The organism is Micromonospora vulcania (assembly GCF_042658605.1).
In the GTDB taxonomy this organism is placed as follows: domain Bacteria; phylum Actinomycetota; class Actinomycetes; order Mycobacteriales; family Micromonosporaceae; genus Micromonospora; species Micromonospora vulcania.
In genome coordinates this window covers 12,903-28,233 of sequence record NZ_JBHSQS010000029.1, presented here as the reverse complement: position 1 = coordinate 28,233, position 15,331 = coordinate 12,903, and the positions used below count along the sequence as shown (strand labels likewise).

The window sequence follows — 15,331 nt, the reverse complement described above, 5'->3', positions numbered from 1 at the left end:
CACACGGCGGACTGACAGACGCGCTTCGATGGAAGCGCTCCCATCATTGTGCCCCGCGCTGCCCGGGATCATGCAACCTTGCTCAGGCGGGCAGGTTTGCCAGCACCACGTCGAGCACCCGGATCGCGTCCGGCTTGGAGAGCGGGTTGTTGCCGTTGCCGCACTTCGGCGACTGCACGCAGGACGGGCAGCCGGTCTCACAGCCGCACTCGGCGATCGCGTCCCGGGTGGCGCGCAGCCACGCCGACGCCGTCCCGTACGCCCGCTCGGCGAAACCGGCACCGCCCGGGTGGCCGTCGTAGACGAAGACGGTCGGCGCCTCGGTGTCCGGGTGCAGCGCCGTGGACAGCCCACCGATGTCCCAGCGGTCGCAGGTGGCCATCAGCGGGAGCAGGCCGATCGCCGCGTGTTCGGCGGCGTGCAGCGCACCCGGCACGTCGGCCGCCTGCACCCCGGCAGCGGTCAACGACTGCGGCGACAGGGTGAACCAGACCGCCACCGTACGCAGCTCACGGGTGGGCAGGTCGAGTGGCCGGGTGTCGATCACCTCGCCGGTGGCGATCCGCCGCCGCTGGTACGACACCACCTGGCTGGTCACGTCCACCTCGCCGAGGAACATGCCGACCGGCCCGGCATCCACGTAGGAGCGTACGGACACCACGGACAGGTCGGTGACGTCCCGGGCGTGGGTGGACCAGTCCGGCTCCTCGATGTGCACCAGCGCGCAGCCGTCGGCGAGGTCGAGCTCGTCCACCACGTACGAGACGCCCTGGTGCAGGTAGACCGCGCCAGGGTGCAGCAGGAAGTGCGAGGAACCGCCGTCCACCGTGCCGAGCAGCCGGCCGGTGGCCGACTCCACCACGGCGACCGGGGCACCACCCTCGCCGCGCAGGTCCACCTCGGGGCGTTCCCGGTGCCGCCAGTACCAGCCAGTGGGCCGTTGCCGCAGTGCGCCGGCCTCCACCAACTGGTCGATGGCCTCCTTCGCCCCGTCGCCGAAGAGCGCCAGGTCGGCCGGGGTGAGCGGTGCCTCGACCGCGGCGCAGGCCAACTGCGGGGCCAGCACGTACGGGTTGGCCGGGTCGAGCACCGTCGCCTCCACCGGCGCTCCGAAGATCGCCTCCGGGTGGTGCACCAGGTAGGTGTCGAGCGGGTCGTCCCGGGCCACCAGCACCGCCAGCGCCTCCTGCCCGGAGCGCCCGGCACGGCCCGCCTGCTGCCAGAGCGACGCCCGGGTGCCCGGGTAGCCGCAGATCAGCACAGCGTCCAGGCCGACCAGGTCCACGCCCAGCTCCAGCGCGTTGGTGGAGGCCAGGCCGAGCAGGTCACCGTGCAGCAGCGCCCGCTCCAACTCACGTCGCTCCTCGCGCAGGTAGCCGCCCCGATAGGCGGCCACCCGGCCGCCGAGCCCCGGCACCGCGTCGTCCAGCGCCCGGCGCGCGTTGGCCGCCACCACCTCGGCGCCCTTGCGGGACCGGACGAACGCGAGCGTGCGTACCCCCTCGGCGACCGTGTCGGCGAGCAGGTCCGCGGTCTCGCGCAGCGCCGACCGGCGGACCTGGCGGAGGTCGTCGTGGTCGCCGGTCGGCTGCGGGGGCACCGGGGAAATCGAGCCCGAGTCGGCTGGGAGCAACGGCGGTTCCCACAGCGCGAAGGTCACCCCGCCGCGCGGCGAGGCGTCCTCGGTGATCGCCGTCACCGGCAGACCGGTCAGCCGACCCGCCGCGGTCGACGGGTCACCGGAGGTCGCCGAGGCGAGTACGAACACCGGGGTGGCCCCGAACCGCGCACACTGCCGGCGCAGTCGGCGCAGCACGTGCGCCACGTGCGAGCCGAACACTCCCCGGTAGGTGTGGCACTCGTCGATCACCACGTACGCCAGCCGGCGCAGGAAGCCGGACCACTGGGCGTGCCCGGGCAGGATGCCGTGGTGCAGCATGTCGGGGTTGGTCAGCACGAACCGCGAGTGCTTGCGGATCCACTCCCGCTCGGCGCGCGGAGTGTCCCCGTCGTAGCAGGCTGGGCGTACCCCCTCCAGCTCCAGCGCGGCGACGGCCCGCAGCTGGTCGGCGGCGAGCGCCTTGGTCGGCGCCAGGTAGAGCACCGTGGCCCGGGGGTCGGCGAGCAGGGTGGCCAGCGCCGGGAGCTGGTACGCCAGTGACTTGCCGGACGCGGTGCCGGTGGCGACCACCACGTGCCCGCCGTCGTACGCCAGGCTGGCTGCCTCGGCCTGGTGCTGCCAGGGTGCGACCACGCCGCGGCGGGCGAACGCCGCGCGCAGCTCCGGCGGGGCCCACGGCGGCCAGGGCGCGGGCACGCCGGCGCGGGCCGGTACCCGCTCGACGTGGGTGACCGGGTCGCCGGCGCCCCGGGCGCGCAGCCGGCGTAGCAGGTCGGCTGGCGCTGGCTGGAGGCCCGGGCCTGCGGATACGGTGGCGGCGGACGACGGCTCCAGGTCGTGGCCCGGGGACAGGCCCGCCGAGCTGATGCCGTCGTCAGTCACGCCCTGCACTCTCGCACTGGTGTTCGGAGATGAAAAGTCGGGCCGGGGGGTAAGGGGAAGCCTCCCGCTGGCGACCGCAAGGTGTCCCGGCGGTAGTGGTTAGATGCCCAGGAGAGTTTACGGCTCTTGCGAGGAGGACCGATGGAGCTGTCGCTGGCGACCCGCACTGTGGGTGAGCACACGGTGCTGGAGGTCGGCGGTGAGGTGGACGTCTACACCGCGCCCCGGCTCCGCGAACGGCTCCTCGAACTGGTCGACGGTGGTGCCCGACACATCGTGGTCGACCTCGGTCGGGTGGACTTCCTCGACTCGACCGGGCTCGGCGTGCTGGTCGGGGCGCTCAAGCGGCTCCGTACCGCCGGGGGTTCGTTCGCCCTGGTGTGTGACAAGGAGCCGCTGCTCAAGATCTTCCGGATCACCGCGCTGGACCAGGTGTTCCCGCTGCACCCCACGGTCGATGCGGCGGTCGGCGCGGACCCGACCGGCGCCAACGCGTGATGGCGACGGTCCGGCTCTCCTTCTCCCCGGCGCCGGTGCACGTGCGCACCGCCCGACTGGTCGGCGTCGCCGTCGCCCGGCGGGCCGGGGTTCGTGAGGACCTGCTGGACGAGGTGCGTCTGGCCATCGGTGAGGCGTGCACCCGCGCGGTGGCCCTGCACCGTCAGTACGGCCTGGCCGACCCGGTGCTGGTGGAGATGTCCGACGGCGGTTCGTACGCGGTGCGGGTCGTGGACCGGGCGCCGATCGAGGCCGGCATCGGGCTGACCGCGCTGCCGCCGGACGAGCTGGCCAACGAGTCCCTCACCGACGAGGCACTGACCACCGGCGTCGGCTTCGCCCTGCTCGCCGGTTTCGTCGAGGACCTTCAGGTGCGCCCGGTCGACGAGGGCATCGGCACCGAGGTGCGCATGGTGTGGCCGGTCGGCCGCTGACTCGAATTCCGTTCCACAGGCCGCATCCCGAACGGGGTGCGGCCTTGTTTCATGGATCGGGCCCTATATCAGATTTCGTTTCATAACACAGCGACGAAGATCATCGAGACACGGTGCCACCTCGGTGTGACCTCCGACACTGTGGAGGGCTACAGTACCCGGGTTGTCAGCAAGTGATCCAACCCGCAGCCAGCGGGTATGGGTGGTCATCGCTGGTCCGCTGGGGTTGGCGCGCGCTTGCGAGTCCGCATTTCAGGCGCCGGTGGGTGCGTCTCCACTGACCGGCGCGCGTGTTCGGTACAGGAGGACACAGATGTCCGAGACCTTTGCCGCCGACAGCGGCGGGCTATCCCTAACCGGGGCCAATGCCAGCTACGTCATCATCGCCGCGGCGATCGCGTTGGTGGCGCTCGCCTTCGCCGCTGCCCTGACCAAGGCGGTGCTGGCAGCCGGCAAGGGCACCACCAACATGCAGGAGATCTCCGGCGCGGTCCAGGAGGGTGCCTCGGCGTACCTGCTCCGGCAGTTCCGCACCCTGGCGATCTTCGTGGTGATCGCGGTGATCCTGCTCTTCCTGCTGCCGGTGCACGACACCGACGGCAGTGAAACCGCCGTGAAGCTCGGCCGGTCGGCGTTCTTCGTGGTCGGCGCGGGCTTCAGCGCGTTCATCGGTGGTGCCGGCATGTGGCTGGCCACCCGGGCCAACCTGCGGGTTGCCGCCGCCGCACGGGAGCGACAGGGTGGCCGCGAGGCGGCCATGAAGATCGCCTTCCGGACCGGCGGCGTGGTCGGCTTCCTCACCGTCGGCCTCGGCCTCTTCGGCGCCGCGCTGGTCGTCATCATCTTCGAGGGCGACGCCCCGACGGTGCTGGAGGGCTTCGGCTTCGGCGCCGCCCTGCTGGCCATGTTCATGCGGGTCGGCGGCGGCATCTTCACCAAGGCCGCCGACGTCGGCGCCGACCTGGTCGGCAAGGTCGAGCAGGGCATCCCGGAGGACGACCCGCGCAACGCCGCCACCATCGCCGACAACGTGGGCGACAACGTCGGTGACTGCGCCGGCATGGCCGCGGACCTGTTCGAGTCGTACGCGGTCACGCTGGTCGCCGCGCTGATCCTCGGCCGCGCCGCGTTCGGCGAGGACGGCCTGGTCTTCCCGCTGATCATCTCCACCATCGGCGTGCTGATCGCGATCGTCGGCGTCTTCATCACCCGGCTGCGCGCGTCCGACCGTAACGGCCTGACCGCGATCAACCGGGCGTTCTACCTCTCGGCGGTGCTCTCCGCGGTGCTCGTGGCGATCGCCGCGTACGCGTACCTGCCGGCGACCTTCGGTGGCCTGGAGGGCGGGCTCCGCAACGCCGACGGCACCCCGATCGACGGCAACCCACGGCTGGTGGCCATCGGCGCAGTGGTGATCGGCATCGTGCTGGCCGCCGCGATCCAGGCGCTGACCGGCTACTTCACCGAGACCAACCGACGTCCCGTGCAGGACATCGGCAAGAGCTCGCAGACCGGTGCGGCCACCGTCATCCTCGCCGGCATCAGCATCGGGCTGGAGTCGGCGGTCTACTCGGCGCTGCTGATCGGTGCCGGCGTGTTCGGCGCGTTCCTGCTCGGCGGCAGCTCCATCACGCTGTCGCTGTTCGCGGTGGCGCTGGCCGGTACCGGCCTGCTCACCACGGTCGGCGTGATCGTCGCCATGGACACCTTCGGGCCGATCTCGGACAACGCCCAGGGCATCGCCGAGATGTCCGGCGACATCGACGAGGAGGGCGCGCGCACGCTCACCGAGCTGGACGCCGTCGGCAACACCACCAAGGCGATCACCAAGGGCATCGCGATCGCCACGGCGGTGCTGGCCGCGACCGCGCTGTTCGGCTCGTACACCGACACGTTGAAGACGGCGTACGCGGACGCGGGCGTCGGCGACGTCGGCGCGGAGATCCTCAACTCGCTGAACGTGGCCAACCCGCGCAACCTGGTCGGCCTGATCATCGGTGCGGCGGTGGTCTTCCTCTTCTCCGGGCTGGCCATCAACGCGGTGTCCCGCTCGGCCGGTGCCGTGGTGATGGAGGTCCGCCGGCAGTTCCGTGAGCTGCCGGGCATCATGGACCGCACCCAGCGCCCGGAGTACGGCAAGGTCGTGGACATCTGCACCCGGGACGCGCAGCGCGAGCTGATGACCCCCGGCCTGCTCGCCATCCTGGCGCCGATCGCGGTCGGCTTCGGCCTCGGGCCGGGCGCGCTCGCGTCGTACCTGGCCGGGGCGATCGGCGCCGGCACCCTGATGGCGGTGTTCCTGGCCAACTCCGGCGGCGCGTGGGACAACGCCAAGAAGCTGGTCGAGGACGGCGCGTACGGCGGCAAGGGCTCCGAGGCGCACGCCGCCACGGTCATCGGCGACACCGTCGGTGACCCGTTCAAGGACACCGCCGGCCCGGCGATCAACCCGCTGCTCAAGGTCATGAACCTGGTCTCGCTGCTGATCGCGCCCGCCGTGGTGGCGTTCAGCATCGGCGACGACCGGAACACCCCGGTGCGGGTCGGCATCGCGGTGGTGGCCACGCTGATCATCGTGGCGTCGGTGGTGTTCAGCAAGCGCAAGGGCATCGCGATGTCCGACTCCGACGCCGACGGCAGCGCCGGCGCGGGCAGCACCGACCACCGGCCGGAGACGATCAACGCCTGAGTTCCACCGGTACCGGGTCCCCGGTCGGCGGCACACGCCGACCGGGGACCGCCGGAGGTCCGGTCCGGGCCGTCTGACCGGTGCCACGCCTGGCCAAAGGCCGTACGCTGCAACGCATGCGTACGTGCCGGGCGTCTGCCGCCGGAAAGCTCACGGTGGTCCTGGCCACGTTCGTCGTCGTACTCGCCGGCTGCGGCGGCGGCCCCAGCCCACGGGCCTGGGCATCCACGGTCTGCGGCGCGCTCACTCCGTGGCGCTCCGAGATCAGCAAGTTGACCAGCAGCACGGATGAGCAGATGACCGCGCAGACCACTCCGGCGCAGGCCAAGGAGAACCTGGTGCGGCTCTTCGGCGGGGCGGAGCAGGCCAGCGAGACCGCGCGTAAGAAGGTGGAGCAGGCCGGCGTACCGGAGACGGACAACGGCGAGGCGATCTCCGCCGGTTTCAGCAGCTCGCTGGGGAAGATGCGGGACGCCTACGGCCGGGCCCGGGACACCATCGACCGGTTGGGCACCGGCGAGGCGACCGTCTTCTATGACGGGGTGCGGGCCGCCGTGGAGACCCTCAACAAGGAGTACGACGCCAGCGCGCTGGACACCAGCCGGCTCAACTCCGAGGAGCTGAAACAGGCCTTCGACGAGGTGCCGGAGTGTCGCTGAGGGGGCTCGGCGACACCGGAGACGCGCAGGCGCTGCCGGCGCTGTTTCCAGCACCCGAGCCCAACGTGCCCGGGCCGGTACGACGGCGACCCGGGCCGACCCGGTCCGGAACCGGCTCGCCGACGGACGCGGGGCGGCAGCTGGTCTTCTTCGGCGCGGAAGCGGCCGAGCCCGTGGTCGCCGACCTGGCCGGGCTGCTCGCCGGGCCGGGCGAGGTGGTGCGGATGGGCGGCACCGCCCGCCTCTCGGTGCTGGTCGACGCCGCGTGGCGGGTTCACGTGCTCGTCGCCGAACTGGCGCAGCGCGGGCTCGCGGCGAGCTGGGAGCGGACCGACGACGAGCGACACGCCGTGCGTACCTCGTACACCCGGATTCTGAAGCCGCTCGCCGCCGCGTGGCTGCACGGCCCGGCGAAACGCCCGCCCGCCACCTTCCATCTGACCGGCCGGCGGCTGCGGCTCTGGCTCGCCGCGGCCGGGACGCCGGAGCCGCTGGGTGGCTTCCTGCTGCGGCTCGGTGACGGTGATCAGGGGTGTTGGGAACCGGTCGGCGCGGCGCTCGCCGCGGTCGGCCTGACCGGCCCGTTGCTGGGCTCGGACGACGGCGGTCCCGGGTACCTGATCACCGGCCGGCGCCGGGTGGGACGGCTCGCCGAACTGGTCGGTGAACCGCCGCGCGCGGCACCGGCCGACGCCTGGCCGACCAGATCCTGACCGAGGACGATTCCGCTATTTCACCCATCCTGGGCGCGGTGGCCGGTTGTCTGGTCCCGGACAGCCGCTAGGGGACATACCGTCGGCAAACAGGCGGTTCGGACCTCGGTCGACGGCCCGCCATCGTCACAGTGACCCGCTTCGGGCCCTACCCACGGTGTACGGTGGCGCCGTCCGGCAGTGCCGAGCGTGGCGGGGTGGCGTCGACCATCGCGTCGGAGCGGTTTACGGCCCGCGAAACCCGAAACGCGGGCGGCGCGTTACGTTGGACATCCGGACCGCCGGTGCGACGGCGGGGTCGAGGGCGATCGCTGTCCGAGCGCCGGCAGACCACGAGCAGGAGTGAGGTCGGGGAGAGACGTGCCGAGCAACGCTGGAACCACCCGTCTGGTCATCGTCGAGTCACCGGCGAAGGCCAAGACGATCTCGGGCTACCTGGGCCCGGGGTACGTCGTGGAGGCCAGCTTCGGTCACGTCCGCGACCTGCCGCGCAACGCCGCCGACGTGCCGGCCAAATACAAGAAGGAACCCTGGGCCCGGCTCGGGGTGGACGTGGACAACGGCTTCCACGCGCTCTACGTCGTCTCCGCCGACCGCAGGCAGCAGATCAGCAAGCTGGTGAAGCTGTCCAAGGAGGTCGACGAGATCTTCCTGGCGACGGATGAGGACCGCGAGGGCGAGGCGATCGCCTGGCACCTGGTCGAGACGCTCAAGCCCAAGGTGCCGGTCAAGCGGATGGTGTTCCACGAGATCACCAAGCCGGCGATCCAGGCGGCCGTGGCCAACCCCCGGGAGATCGACCGCGACCTGGTCGACGCCCAGGAGGCCCGGCGGATCCTCGACCGGCTCTACGGCTACGAGGTCTCCCCGGTGCTGTGGAAGAAGGTCATGCCGAAGCTCTCGGCCGGCCGGGTGCAGTCGGTGGCGACCCGGATCGTGGTCGAGCGGGAACGCCAGCGAATGGCCTTCCGCACCGCCGAATACTGGGACATCCTGGCCAGCCTCGCCGTGGCGAACGCCGGCGAGGGGCCGCGTGCCTTCAACGCCACCCTGATCGCACTGAACGGCGACCGGATCGCGACCGGCAAGGACTTCGAGCCGACCACCGGCCGGGTGAAGCCCGGGGCCGGCGTCGTGCACCTGGACGAGAGCGGTGCCCGTGGGCTGGCGGCCCGTCTCGAGGGCCGGCCGTTCACCGTCACCCGGGTCGAGGAGAAGCCCTACCGGCGCCGCCCGTACGCGCCGTTCATCACCTCGACCCTCCAGCAGGAGGCGGCCCGTAAGCTGCGCCTCTCCTCGCAGCAGACGATGCGCACCGCGCAGCGGCTGTACGAGAACGGCTACATCACCTATATGCGTACCGACTCGGTCAACCTGTCGGAGACCGCCATCTCGGCGGCCCGCCGGCAGATCGTCGAGCTGTACGGCGAGCGCAGCGTGCCTCCGGAGCCGCGCCGCTACACCGGCAAGGTGAAGAACGCGCAGGAGGCGCACGAGGCGATCCGCCCGGCCGGGGACAACTTCCGTACCCCGGGTGAGGTGGCCAAGGAGCTGTCCGCCGAGGAGTTCAAGCTCTACGAGCTGATCTGGCGGCGGACCATCGCCTCACAGATGACCGACGCGGTCGGCTCCAGTGTCTCGGTGCGTATCCGCGCGATCTCCGCCGCCCAGGAGGAAGCGGATTTCGGCGCGACCGGCAAGACCATCACCGACCCGGGCTTCCTGCGCGCCTACGTCGAGTCCAGCGACGACGAGAACGCCGAGGCCGAGGACGCCGAGCGCCGGCTGCCCACCCTGGTCAAGGACCAGCCGCTGACCGCCGACGAGCTGGCGGCGCAGGGCCACCACACCCAGCCGCCGTCGCGCTACACCGAGGCGTCGCTGGTCAAGGCCCTGGAAGAGCTGGGCATCGGCCGCCCGTCCACGTACGCGTCGATCATGCAGACGATCCAGGATCGGGGGTACGTCACCAAGCGCGGCCAGGCGATGATCCCCACCTTCCTGGCCTTCGCGGTGATCGGGTTGATGGAGCGGCACTACCCGCGCCTGATCGATTACGACTTCACCGCCACGATGGAGAACGAGCTGGACGAGATCGCCGGCGGTGACCACGCCGCGGTCGACTTCCTCACCGCGTTCTACTTCGGCAGCGCCAACGGTGCCGGCGACCAGGACATCGCCCGCTCCGGTGGGCTCAAGAAGCTGGTCACCGAGAACCTCAGCGAGATCGACGCGCGCAGCGTCAACTCCATCCCTCTCTTCACCGACGACGACGGCCGCGAGGTCGTGGTCCGGGTCGGCCGGTACGGGCCGTACCTCCAGCGTGAGCTGCCGGGCGGCGAGCAGCCGGCGCCGGCCGCCACAGGCGAGGGCGAGGAGGGCGGCTCCCAGGGCGACCGTGCGCCGATCCCGGAGGGGCTGGCCCCCGACGAGCTGACCCCGGAGAAGGTGCACGAGCTGTTCCTCGGCGGCAGCGGCGAGCGCAAGCTCGGCGACGACCCGGGCACCGGCGAGCCGATCGTGCTCAAGTCCGGCCGGTTCGGCCCGTACGTCTCCAGCGGTGAGCGCAAGTCCTCGCTGCTGCGCTCGCAGACGCCCGACTCGCTGACCCTCGACGAGGCGCTCAAGCTGCTCAGCCTGCCCCGGCTGGTCGGTGTGGCACCCGACGGCGTCGAGGTGTTCGCCAACAACGGTCGCTACGGCCCGTACGTCAAGCGGGGCGAGGAGTTCCGTTCGCTGGAGTCCGAGGACCAGATGTTCACCGTCGGCCTGGACGAGGCGCTGGCCCTGCTGGCCGCCCCGAAGGCCCGTGGCCGCCGGGCGGCGGCACCGCCGCTGCGCGAGATGGGCGTCGACCCGCTGACCGAGAAGCCGCTGGTGATCAAGGACGGCCGCTTCGGCCCGTACGTCACCGACGGTGAGGTCAACGCGTCCCTGCGGCGCGGGCAGACCCCGGAGGCGCTGAGCATCGAGGAAGCCTCCGAGATGCTGGCCGACAAGCGTGCCAAGGGCCCGGTGCCACGTAAGAAGGCAGCGGCGAAGAAGGCTCCGGCCAAGAAGGCGGCGGCAACCAAGAAGACGGCCGCCGCCAGTAAGTCCACCGCGGCCAAGAAGACCACCACCGCCAAGGCCACCACTGCGGCGGCCAAGAAGGCCCCGGCCAAGAAGGCGGCTCCCCGCAAGGCCGCGACGAGCACGGAGTAGGTCCGGCCTGCCGGGACCTCGAAACGGGATCTTGGAGGGAAAGCGCCCCTCAAGGGGCGCCTAGCTTCCAAGATCGCGGCGTTGTCCACAGGGGCAGATGGCGGGTGGGCGGGGTCGGCAGACTCCGGTCATGGGTCTACGTGCCGGAGTCTCGTTGGCCGCGCTGGGGCGGCCGCTCGTCGATGTCGACGATCACCAACTGGCCTCGCTGTTGTTTCGCCAGGAGGCGGTGATCAGCCTTGGTCAGGCGTTGGGGTTTCTCTCCGCGAAGGCCATCCGGCATCGGGTTGCCACCGGTCGCTGGCGGCAGGTTCACCGGGCGGTCTTCGTCACCCACAGCGGGCAGGTCAATCCGGACCAGCGTCGCTGGATCGCCGTGCTCGCCGCCGGCCCGGCGGCGGTGCTCGGCGGGCTGACCGCAGCTCAGGCGTGGGGGCTGCACCGGTACGACAGCGAAACAGTTCATCTGCTGCTCCCCGCCACCCGTCGCAGAGATCCACTGCCGCAGGGCGTCCGGGTGCACCGCACCACCTGCCTGTCCGAAGACGACGTACTCACCCTGGGTCGGCCTCGTCGGACCATGCCTGCCCGGTCTCTGGTCGACGCGGCGCAGTGGGCGATGACGGACGACGAGGCCAGGGCGATCATCGCGACCGGGTTTCAGCAGCGGCTGGTCGGCGGCGCTGAGCTGCACCGGGTGCTGGACCGGCTACCCCGGGCCCGCCGGCGCAAGCTGATCCTGCAGACGGCTGCCGACGCGGCCGGTGGTTCGCACTCTCTGGCAGAACTCGACCTGCTCGGGCTGCTGCGGTCGGCCGGGCTTCCCGAGCCGGCCCGGCAGAGGGTCCGGTACGACGCAACTGGCCGACGTCGCTACCTGGACGCCTACTTCGATCACTGGCAGGTGCACGTGGAGGTCGATGGTGCGGACCATCTCGATCCGCGCACCGCGTGGGCCGACATGCGTCGGCAGAACGATCTGTGGATCGAGGGCGACCGAGTGCTTCGGTTCCCCGCGTGGGTGATCCGTGCCCACCCGCACGAGGTGGTCCGCCAGATCCGGGCGGCACTGCGCGCGGCTGGATGGACAGCGTGAAGATCTTGGAAGGTGCCGGCCCCTCCGGGGGCAGTTTCCTTCCAAGATCGCGTGCGTCACTACTCGCCGAGGATGTGGGTCAGGTGGGGGTTGGTGAAGACCCGGTTGGGGTCCAGGCGGTCTCGGACAGCTTGGAAGTCGGCGAACCGCGGGTACGCCGTGGCCAGCGAGGCGGCGTCGCGGTAGTGCAGCTTGCCCCAGTGCGGGCGTCCGCCCAGCCCGGTGGCCACCTCTTCGAAGGCCCGGAAGTACGGTTCGTAGGGCATGCCGACGTACTGGTGCACGGCGATGTACGCGGACTCCCGGCCGTAGCCGTGCGACAGCCAGATGTCGTCGGCCGCCGTGAACCGCACCTCCACCGGGAAGAGCACCTTGAACGGCAGGCCGTCGACGATGCGTTGGAGCGCGGCGAGGGCCTCGGGCAGCGCCTCACGGGGCAGCCCGTACTCCATCTCCACGAATCGGACCCGGCGCGGCGTGCAGAACACCCGGTCCGAGCGACCGGTGTACTGCCGTTCGGTGAGCGCTCGGGCGGAGACGGCGCTGATCCTCGGGGCCAGCGCCGGCACGGCCCGGCCGAGTCGGCAGGCGCCGGCGAAAATGGTGTTGGACAGGAAGTCGTCGTCGAGCCAGCCGCGCCACCGGGACAGCGGCCGGTCGTCGGCCGGCACCCGGTCGTTGGTCTTGACCTGGACCCGCGTGGTGTAGGGGAACCAGTAGAACTCGACGTGGTCGTGGTCGGCGATCAGGGTCGGCAACTCGCCGAGCACGTCGGCCAGTGCGGCCGGGCGTTCGTGTGCGTGCAGCACGAAGGCGTCCACGCAGCGCAGGGTCACCTCGACCAGCACCCCGAGCGCGCCGAGCGACACCCGGGCCGCGGCGAAGACGTCCGGGTTCTCGTCGGCGGAGCAGCGCAGCACCTCACCGGTGCCGGTGACCAGGGTGATCGCCTCGACGAAGGTGGACAGACAGCCGAAACCCGCACCGGTGCCGTGGGTGCCGGTGGAGATCGCGCCGGCCACCGTCTGTGCGTCGATGTCACCGAGGTTGGGCAGCGCGAGGCGGTGCCGGGCGAGCAGGCTGTTGAGGGTGTGCAGGGTCATCCCCGCCGGTACGGTGACCAGCCGGTGCTCGATGTCGACGCTGATGCCGGTGTCCAAGTCGGACAGGTCCATCCGCCGGTCGTCGGCGAGGGCGATCGCGGTGAACGAGTGGCCGCTGCCGGCCACCCGGATCCGGCCGCCCTCCGCGCCGGCGGATCTGACGGCCTCGGCGACGTCGGCCGGCGAGCCGGGGCGCAGGATGGCGGTGGCGGTGCCACGCTGGTTGCCGGCCCAGTTGGTCCAGCGGGCGGTGAGCGGTGCGGTGCCGACCATGCGCGCTCCTCATTCATGAATATGAACTGACTTCATATCAGGAACGTTGTACCTGGTAAATACCGCAATCGAGGTCCGCTCGTTGTACCGGTAGTCACGGATTCGTGACGTGGAGATATGTTCATCCGTCGAAGGGGGGTGGCGCCGAGTGTCCACACCAGCCGCCACGACCGGGCCGCTGCGCCGCGTACCGGTGCAGGGTCGAAGTGTCGCGCGGGTCCAGCGCATGTTGGACGCCTGCGCCGAACTCGTCGACGAGGTGGGGTACGAGGGGCTGACCACGACCCTGCTCGCCGAGCGCGCCGAGGTGGCGATCGGGTCGGTCTATCAGTTCTTCCCGGACAAGCGGGCGATCGTGCAGGCGTTGACCCTGCGCACGATGGAGTCCTACCTCCAGCGGCTCGACGAACGGTTCGCCTCCGACGAGATGACCCACTGGTGGGACGGCGTCGACGCGGGCATCGACGAGTACATCACGATGCACCGCACGGTCCCGGGGTTCCGTACCCTGCACTTCGGCGACGTGGTCGACCTGCACCTGCTCGATGAGCAGCGAGACAACAACGGCGTGATCGCCGACCAGTTGGCCCGTGTGCTCACCGAGCGTTTCGGGTTGACCGACGTGCCGCAGTTGCGCTTCGTCCTGGAGATCGCGGTGGAGGCGGCCGACGCACTGATCAAGCTCGCGTTCCGCCGCCGCTCCGACGGCGACGAGCGGGTGCTGGTCGAGGCGAAGGCCCTGATCCGGGAGTACCTGCACCGTCAGGTCGACGGGCACGAGGGCGGTGGCGACCGGTCCGCGGTCGAACAGCCGGCCGAGGCGACCCAGCCCGCCTGACGCCCCTCCGATCGACCCGCCCCCGCTCGTGGGGGCGGCGTCAGAGGAACGCCTTTCCCTCGCCCCGGTAGGTGGGCACGGTCCCGACGATCGTGTCCCCTTCCACCAGGTGCAGTTCGTTGACCCGTTCGCACAGCTCACCCGCCTTGGCGTGTCGGAACCACACCCGGTCGCCGATACGCAGGGTGGCTGCCGCCGCGCCGGACAACGGAGTCTGCACCTCGCCGGCACCCTCGGTGCCGACCAGCTTCAGGCCGGCCGGCAGCCAGGGGCGGGGTAGCCGGCTGTCCGCGGCCGGGCCGGAGGCGATCCAGCCGCCACCGAGCACGGTCGCCAGCTCCGGCGTCGGCCGGCGGACCACCGCGCAGGCGAAGAACGCCGCCGGGGTGGGCCGCCAGGCGCGGTACGCGTCGAACAGCGTCGGCCCGTACAGGCCCGATCCCGCGGTGACCTCGGTGACCGCGGGATCGGCGCTGGTCGCGGCCACGCTGCCGGTGCCGCCGCCGTTGACGAATTCCAGGTCGGCGTGTTCGCGTACCGCTGCCACCGCCGCACCCCGGCGGGCCACCAACTCGCGGTACGACCTGCGCTGGGCCAGCCTGATCGCGCCGGCCAGCAGCGCCTGCCCCGGCGGCGCGTCGCCCAGGCCGGCGATCTGCGCCTCGTACGACATGAGGCCGACCAGTCGGAAGCCGGCGCGACCGGCGACGGTGGCGGCGAGCGTGCCGGCCGCTCGGGCGCTGTGCACCGGTGAGCGGCGAACGCCGACGTGTACCCCGCGCAGCGGTCGCCAGGAGGCGTCCAGGTCGAGGCAGATCCGCAGCTCGGCACGCTGCCCGGGGGCCTGGACGGAGTCGATCAGGTCGAGCTGGCCGCTGCCGTCGATCATCAGCGTGATCGCGGCGGCCAGCGCCGGGTCGGCGGCGAGTTCGGCGAGCGCCCCCCGGTCCGCGCTCGGGTACGCCACCAGCACGTCGTCGGTGACCTCGGCCCGGACCAGCCAGATCGCCTCGGGCAGCGTGAATGCCATCACGCCCCGCCACCCGGGTCGGGCCAGCGCCCGGCTGATCAACTCCCGGCTGCGCACCGACTTACTGGCCAGTCGGAGCGGTTTTCCGGCGGCGCGGTCGGCCAGGGCGGCCGAGTTGGCGTCGAAGGCGCTGAGGTCGACCACCGCGTAGGGCGGGTCGAGGTCGGTCGTCGCCCGATCCAGGCGCTCGCGAAGTTTGTCGCTTTCGATGGCCACGTGTGCACGCTAACTGTCTGGCGGTGAATGCGAAATACCCTCGCGTACGTCCGGGCTGCGCTCGGTGCCTCCGGC

The 15,331-nt window shown here is 71.4% G+C and carries 11 protein-coding genes; 8 read left to right on the top strand and 3 right to left on the bottom strand.

From position 1 onward, the window contains the following. Positions 1-82 precede the first annotated feature (82 nt). Entirely contained in the window at positions 83-2,455 is a 2,373-nt protein-coding gene (locus ACFQGL_RS28685; RefSeq protein ID WP_377515749.1) for a DEAD/DEAH box helicase, read from the bottom strand. A 189-nt stretch (positions 2,456-2,644) separates the two neighbouring features. Between ACFQGL_RS28685 and ACFQGL_RS28680 the strand changes: the two genes are divergently transcribed. The 7 genes from ACFQGL_RS28680 to ACFQGL_RS28650 all read left to right on the top strand — a co-directional run bounded on the left by ACFQGL_RS28680 (position 2,645) and on the right by ACFQGL_RS28650 (position 11,796). Beyond that, on the top strand, positions 2,645-3,001 hold the full coding sequence (locus ACFQGL_RS28680) for an STAS domain-containing protein (protein WP_377515711.1): 357 nt from the start codon (positions 2,645-2,647) through the stop codon (positions 2,999-3,001). Then, entirely contained in the window at positions 2,998-3,435 is a 438-nt protein-coding gene (locus ACFQGL_RS28675; protein WP_039905274.1) for an ATP-binding protein, read from the top strand. The genes ACFQGL_RS28680 and ACFQGL_RS28675 overlap by 4 nt, the downstream gene beginning before the upstream one ends. Before the next feature lie 313 nt (positions 3,436-3,748). Continuing rightward, the gene (locus ACFQGL_RS28670) at positions 3,749-6,124 is read left to right on the top strand and encodes a sodium-translocating pyrophosphatase (protein ID WP_377515710.1); all 2,376 of its coding nucleotides are present in this window, start codon (positions 3,749-3,751) and stop codon (positions 6,122-6,124) included. Positions 6,125-6,240: 116 nt separating this feature from the next. Further along, entirely contained in the window at positions 6,241-6,783 is a 543-nt protein-coding gene (locus ACFQGL_RS28665; RefSeq protein ID WP_377515708.1) for a hypothetical protein, read from the top strand. Continuing rightward, positions 6,774-7,496 carry a hypothetical protein gene (locus tag ACFQGL_RS28660; protein WP_377515706.1) on the top strand — a complete coding sequence of 241 codons (723 nt, stop codon included), beginning with the start codon at positions 6,774-6,776 and terminating at the stop codon, positions 7,494-7,496. The genes ACFQGL_RS28665 and ACFQGL_RS28660 overlap by 10 nt, the downstream gene beginning before the upstream one ends. A gap of 360 nt (positions 7,497-7,856) precedes the next feature. Next, positions 7,857-10,700 (top strand): type I DNA topoisomerase, encoded by a 2,844-nt coding sequence (topA, locus tag ACFQGL_RS28655; protein WP_377515705.1) that lies wholly within the window; start codon positions 7,857-7,859, stop codon positions 10,698-10,700. 130 nt (positions 10,701-10,830) lie between these two features. After that, positions 10,831-11,796 (top strand): hypothetical protein, encoded by a 966-nt coding sequence (locus tag ACFQGL_RS28650; protein ID WP_377515704.1) that lies wholly within the window; start codon positions 10,831-10,833, stop codon positions 11,794-11,796. 59 nt (positions 11,797-11,855) lie between these two features. Here the strand turns inward: ACFQGL_RS28650 and ACFQGL_RS28645 are convergent, their stop codons facing one another. Next, positions 11,856-13,172 (bottom strand): D-arabinono-1,4-lactone oxidase, encoded by a 1,317-nt coding sequence (locus tag ACFQGL_RS28645; protein ID WP_377515702.1) that lies wholly within the window; start codon positions 13,170-13,172, stop codon positions 11,856-11,858. Positions 13,173-13,398: 226 nt separating this feature from the next. Here ACFQGL_RS28645 and ACFQGL_RS28640 point away from each other — a divergent pair, with 226 nt between their 5' ends. Then, complete coding sequence (locus ACFQGL_RS28640; RefSeq protein ID WP_377515748.1) at positions 13,399-14,010, top strand: TetR/AcrR family transcriptional regulator; 612 nt, start codon at positions 13,399-13,401, stop codon at positions 14,008-14,010. A gap of 40 nt (positions 14,011-14,050) precedes the next feature. On the opposite strand, the gene ACFQGL_RS28635 is transcribed toward ACFQGL_RS28640, so the two are convergent. Continuing rightward, the gene (locus ACFQGL_RS28635) at positions 14,051-15,256 is read right to left on the bottom strand and encodes an amino acid deaminase/aldolase (RefSeq protein WP_377515701.1); all 1,206 of its coding nucleotides are present in this window, start codon (positions 15,254-15,256) and stop codon (positions 14,051-14,053) included. Positions 15,257-15,331 lie beyond the last annotated feature (75 nt).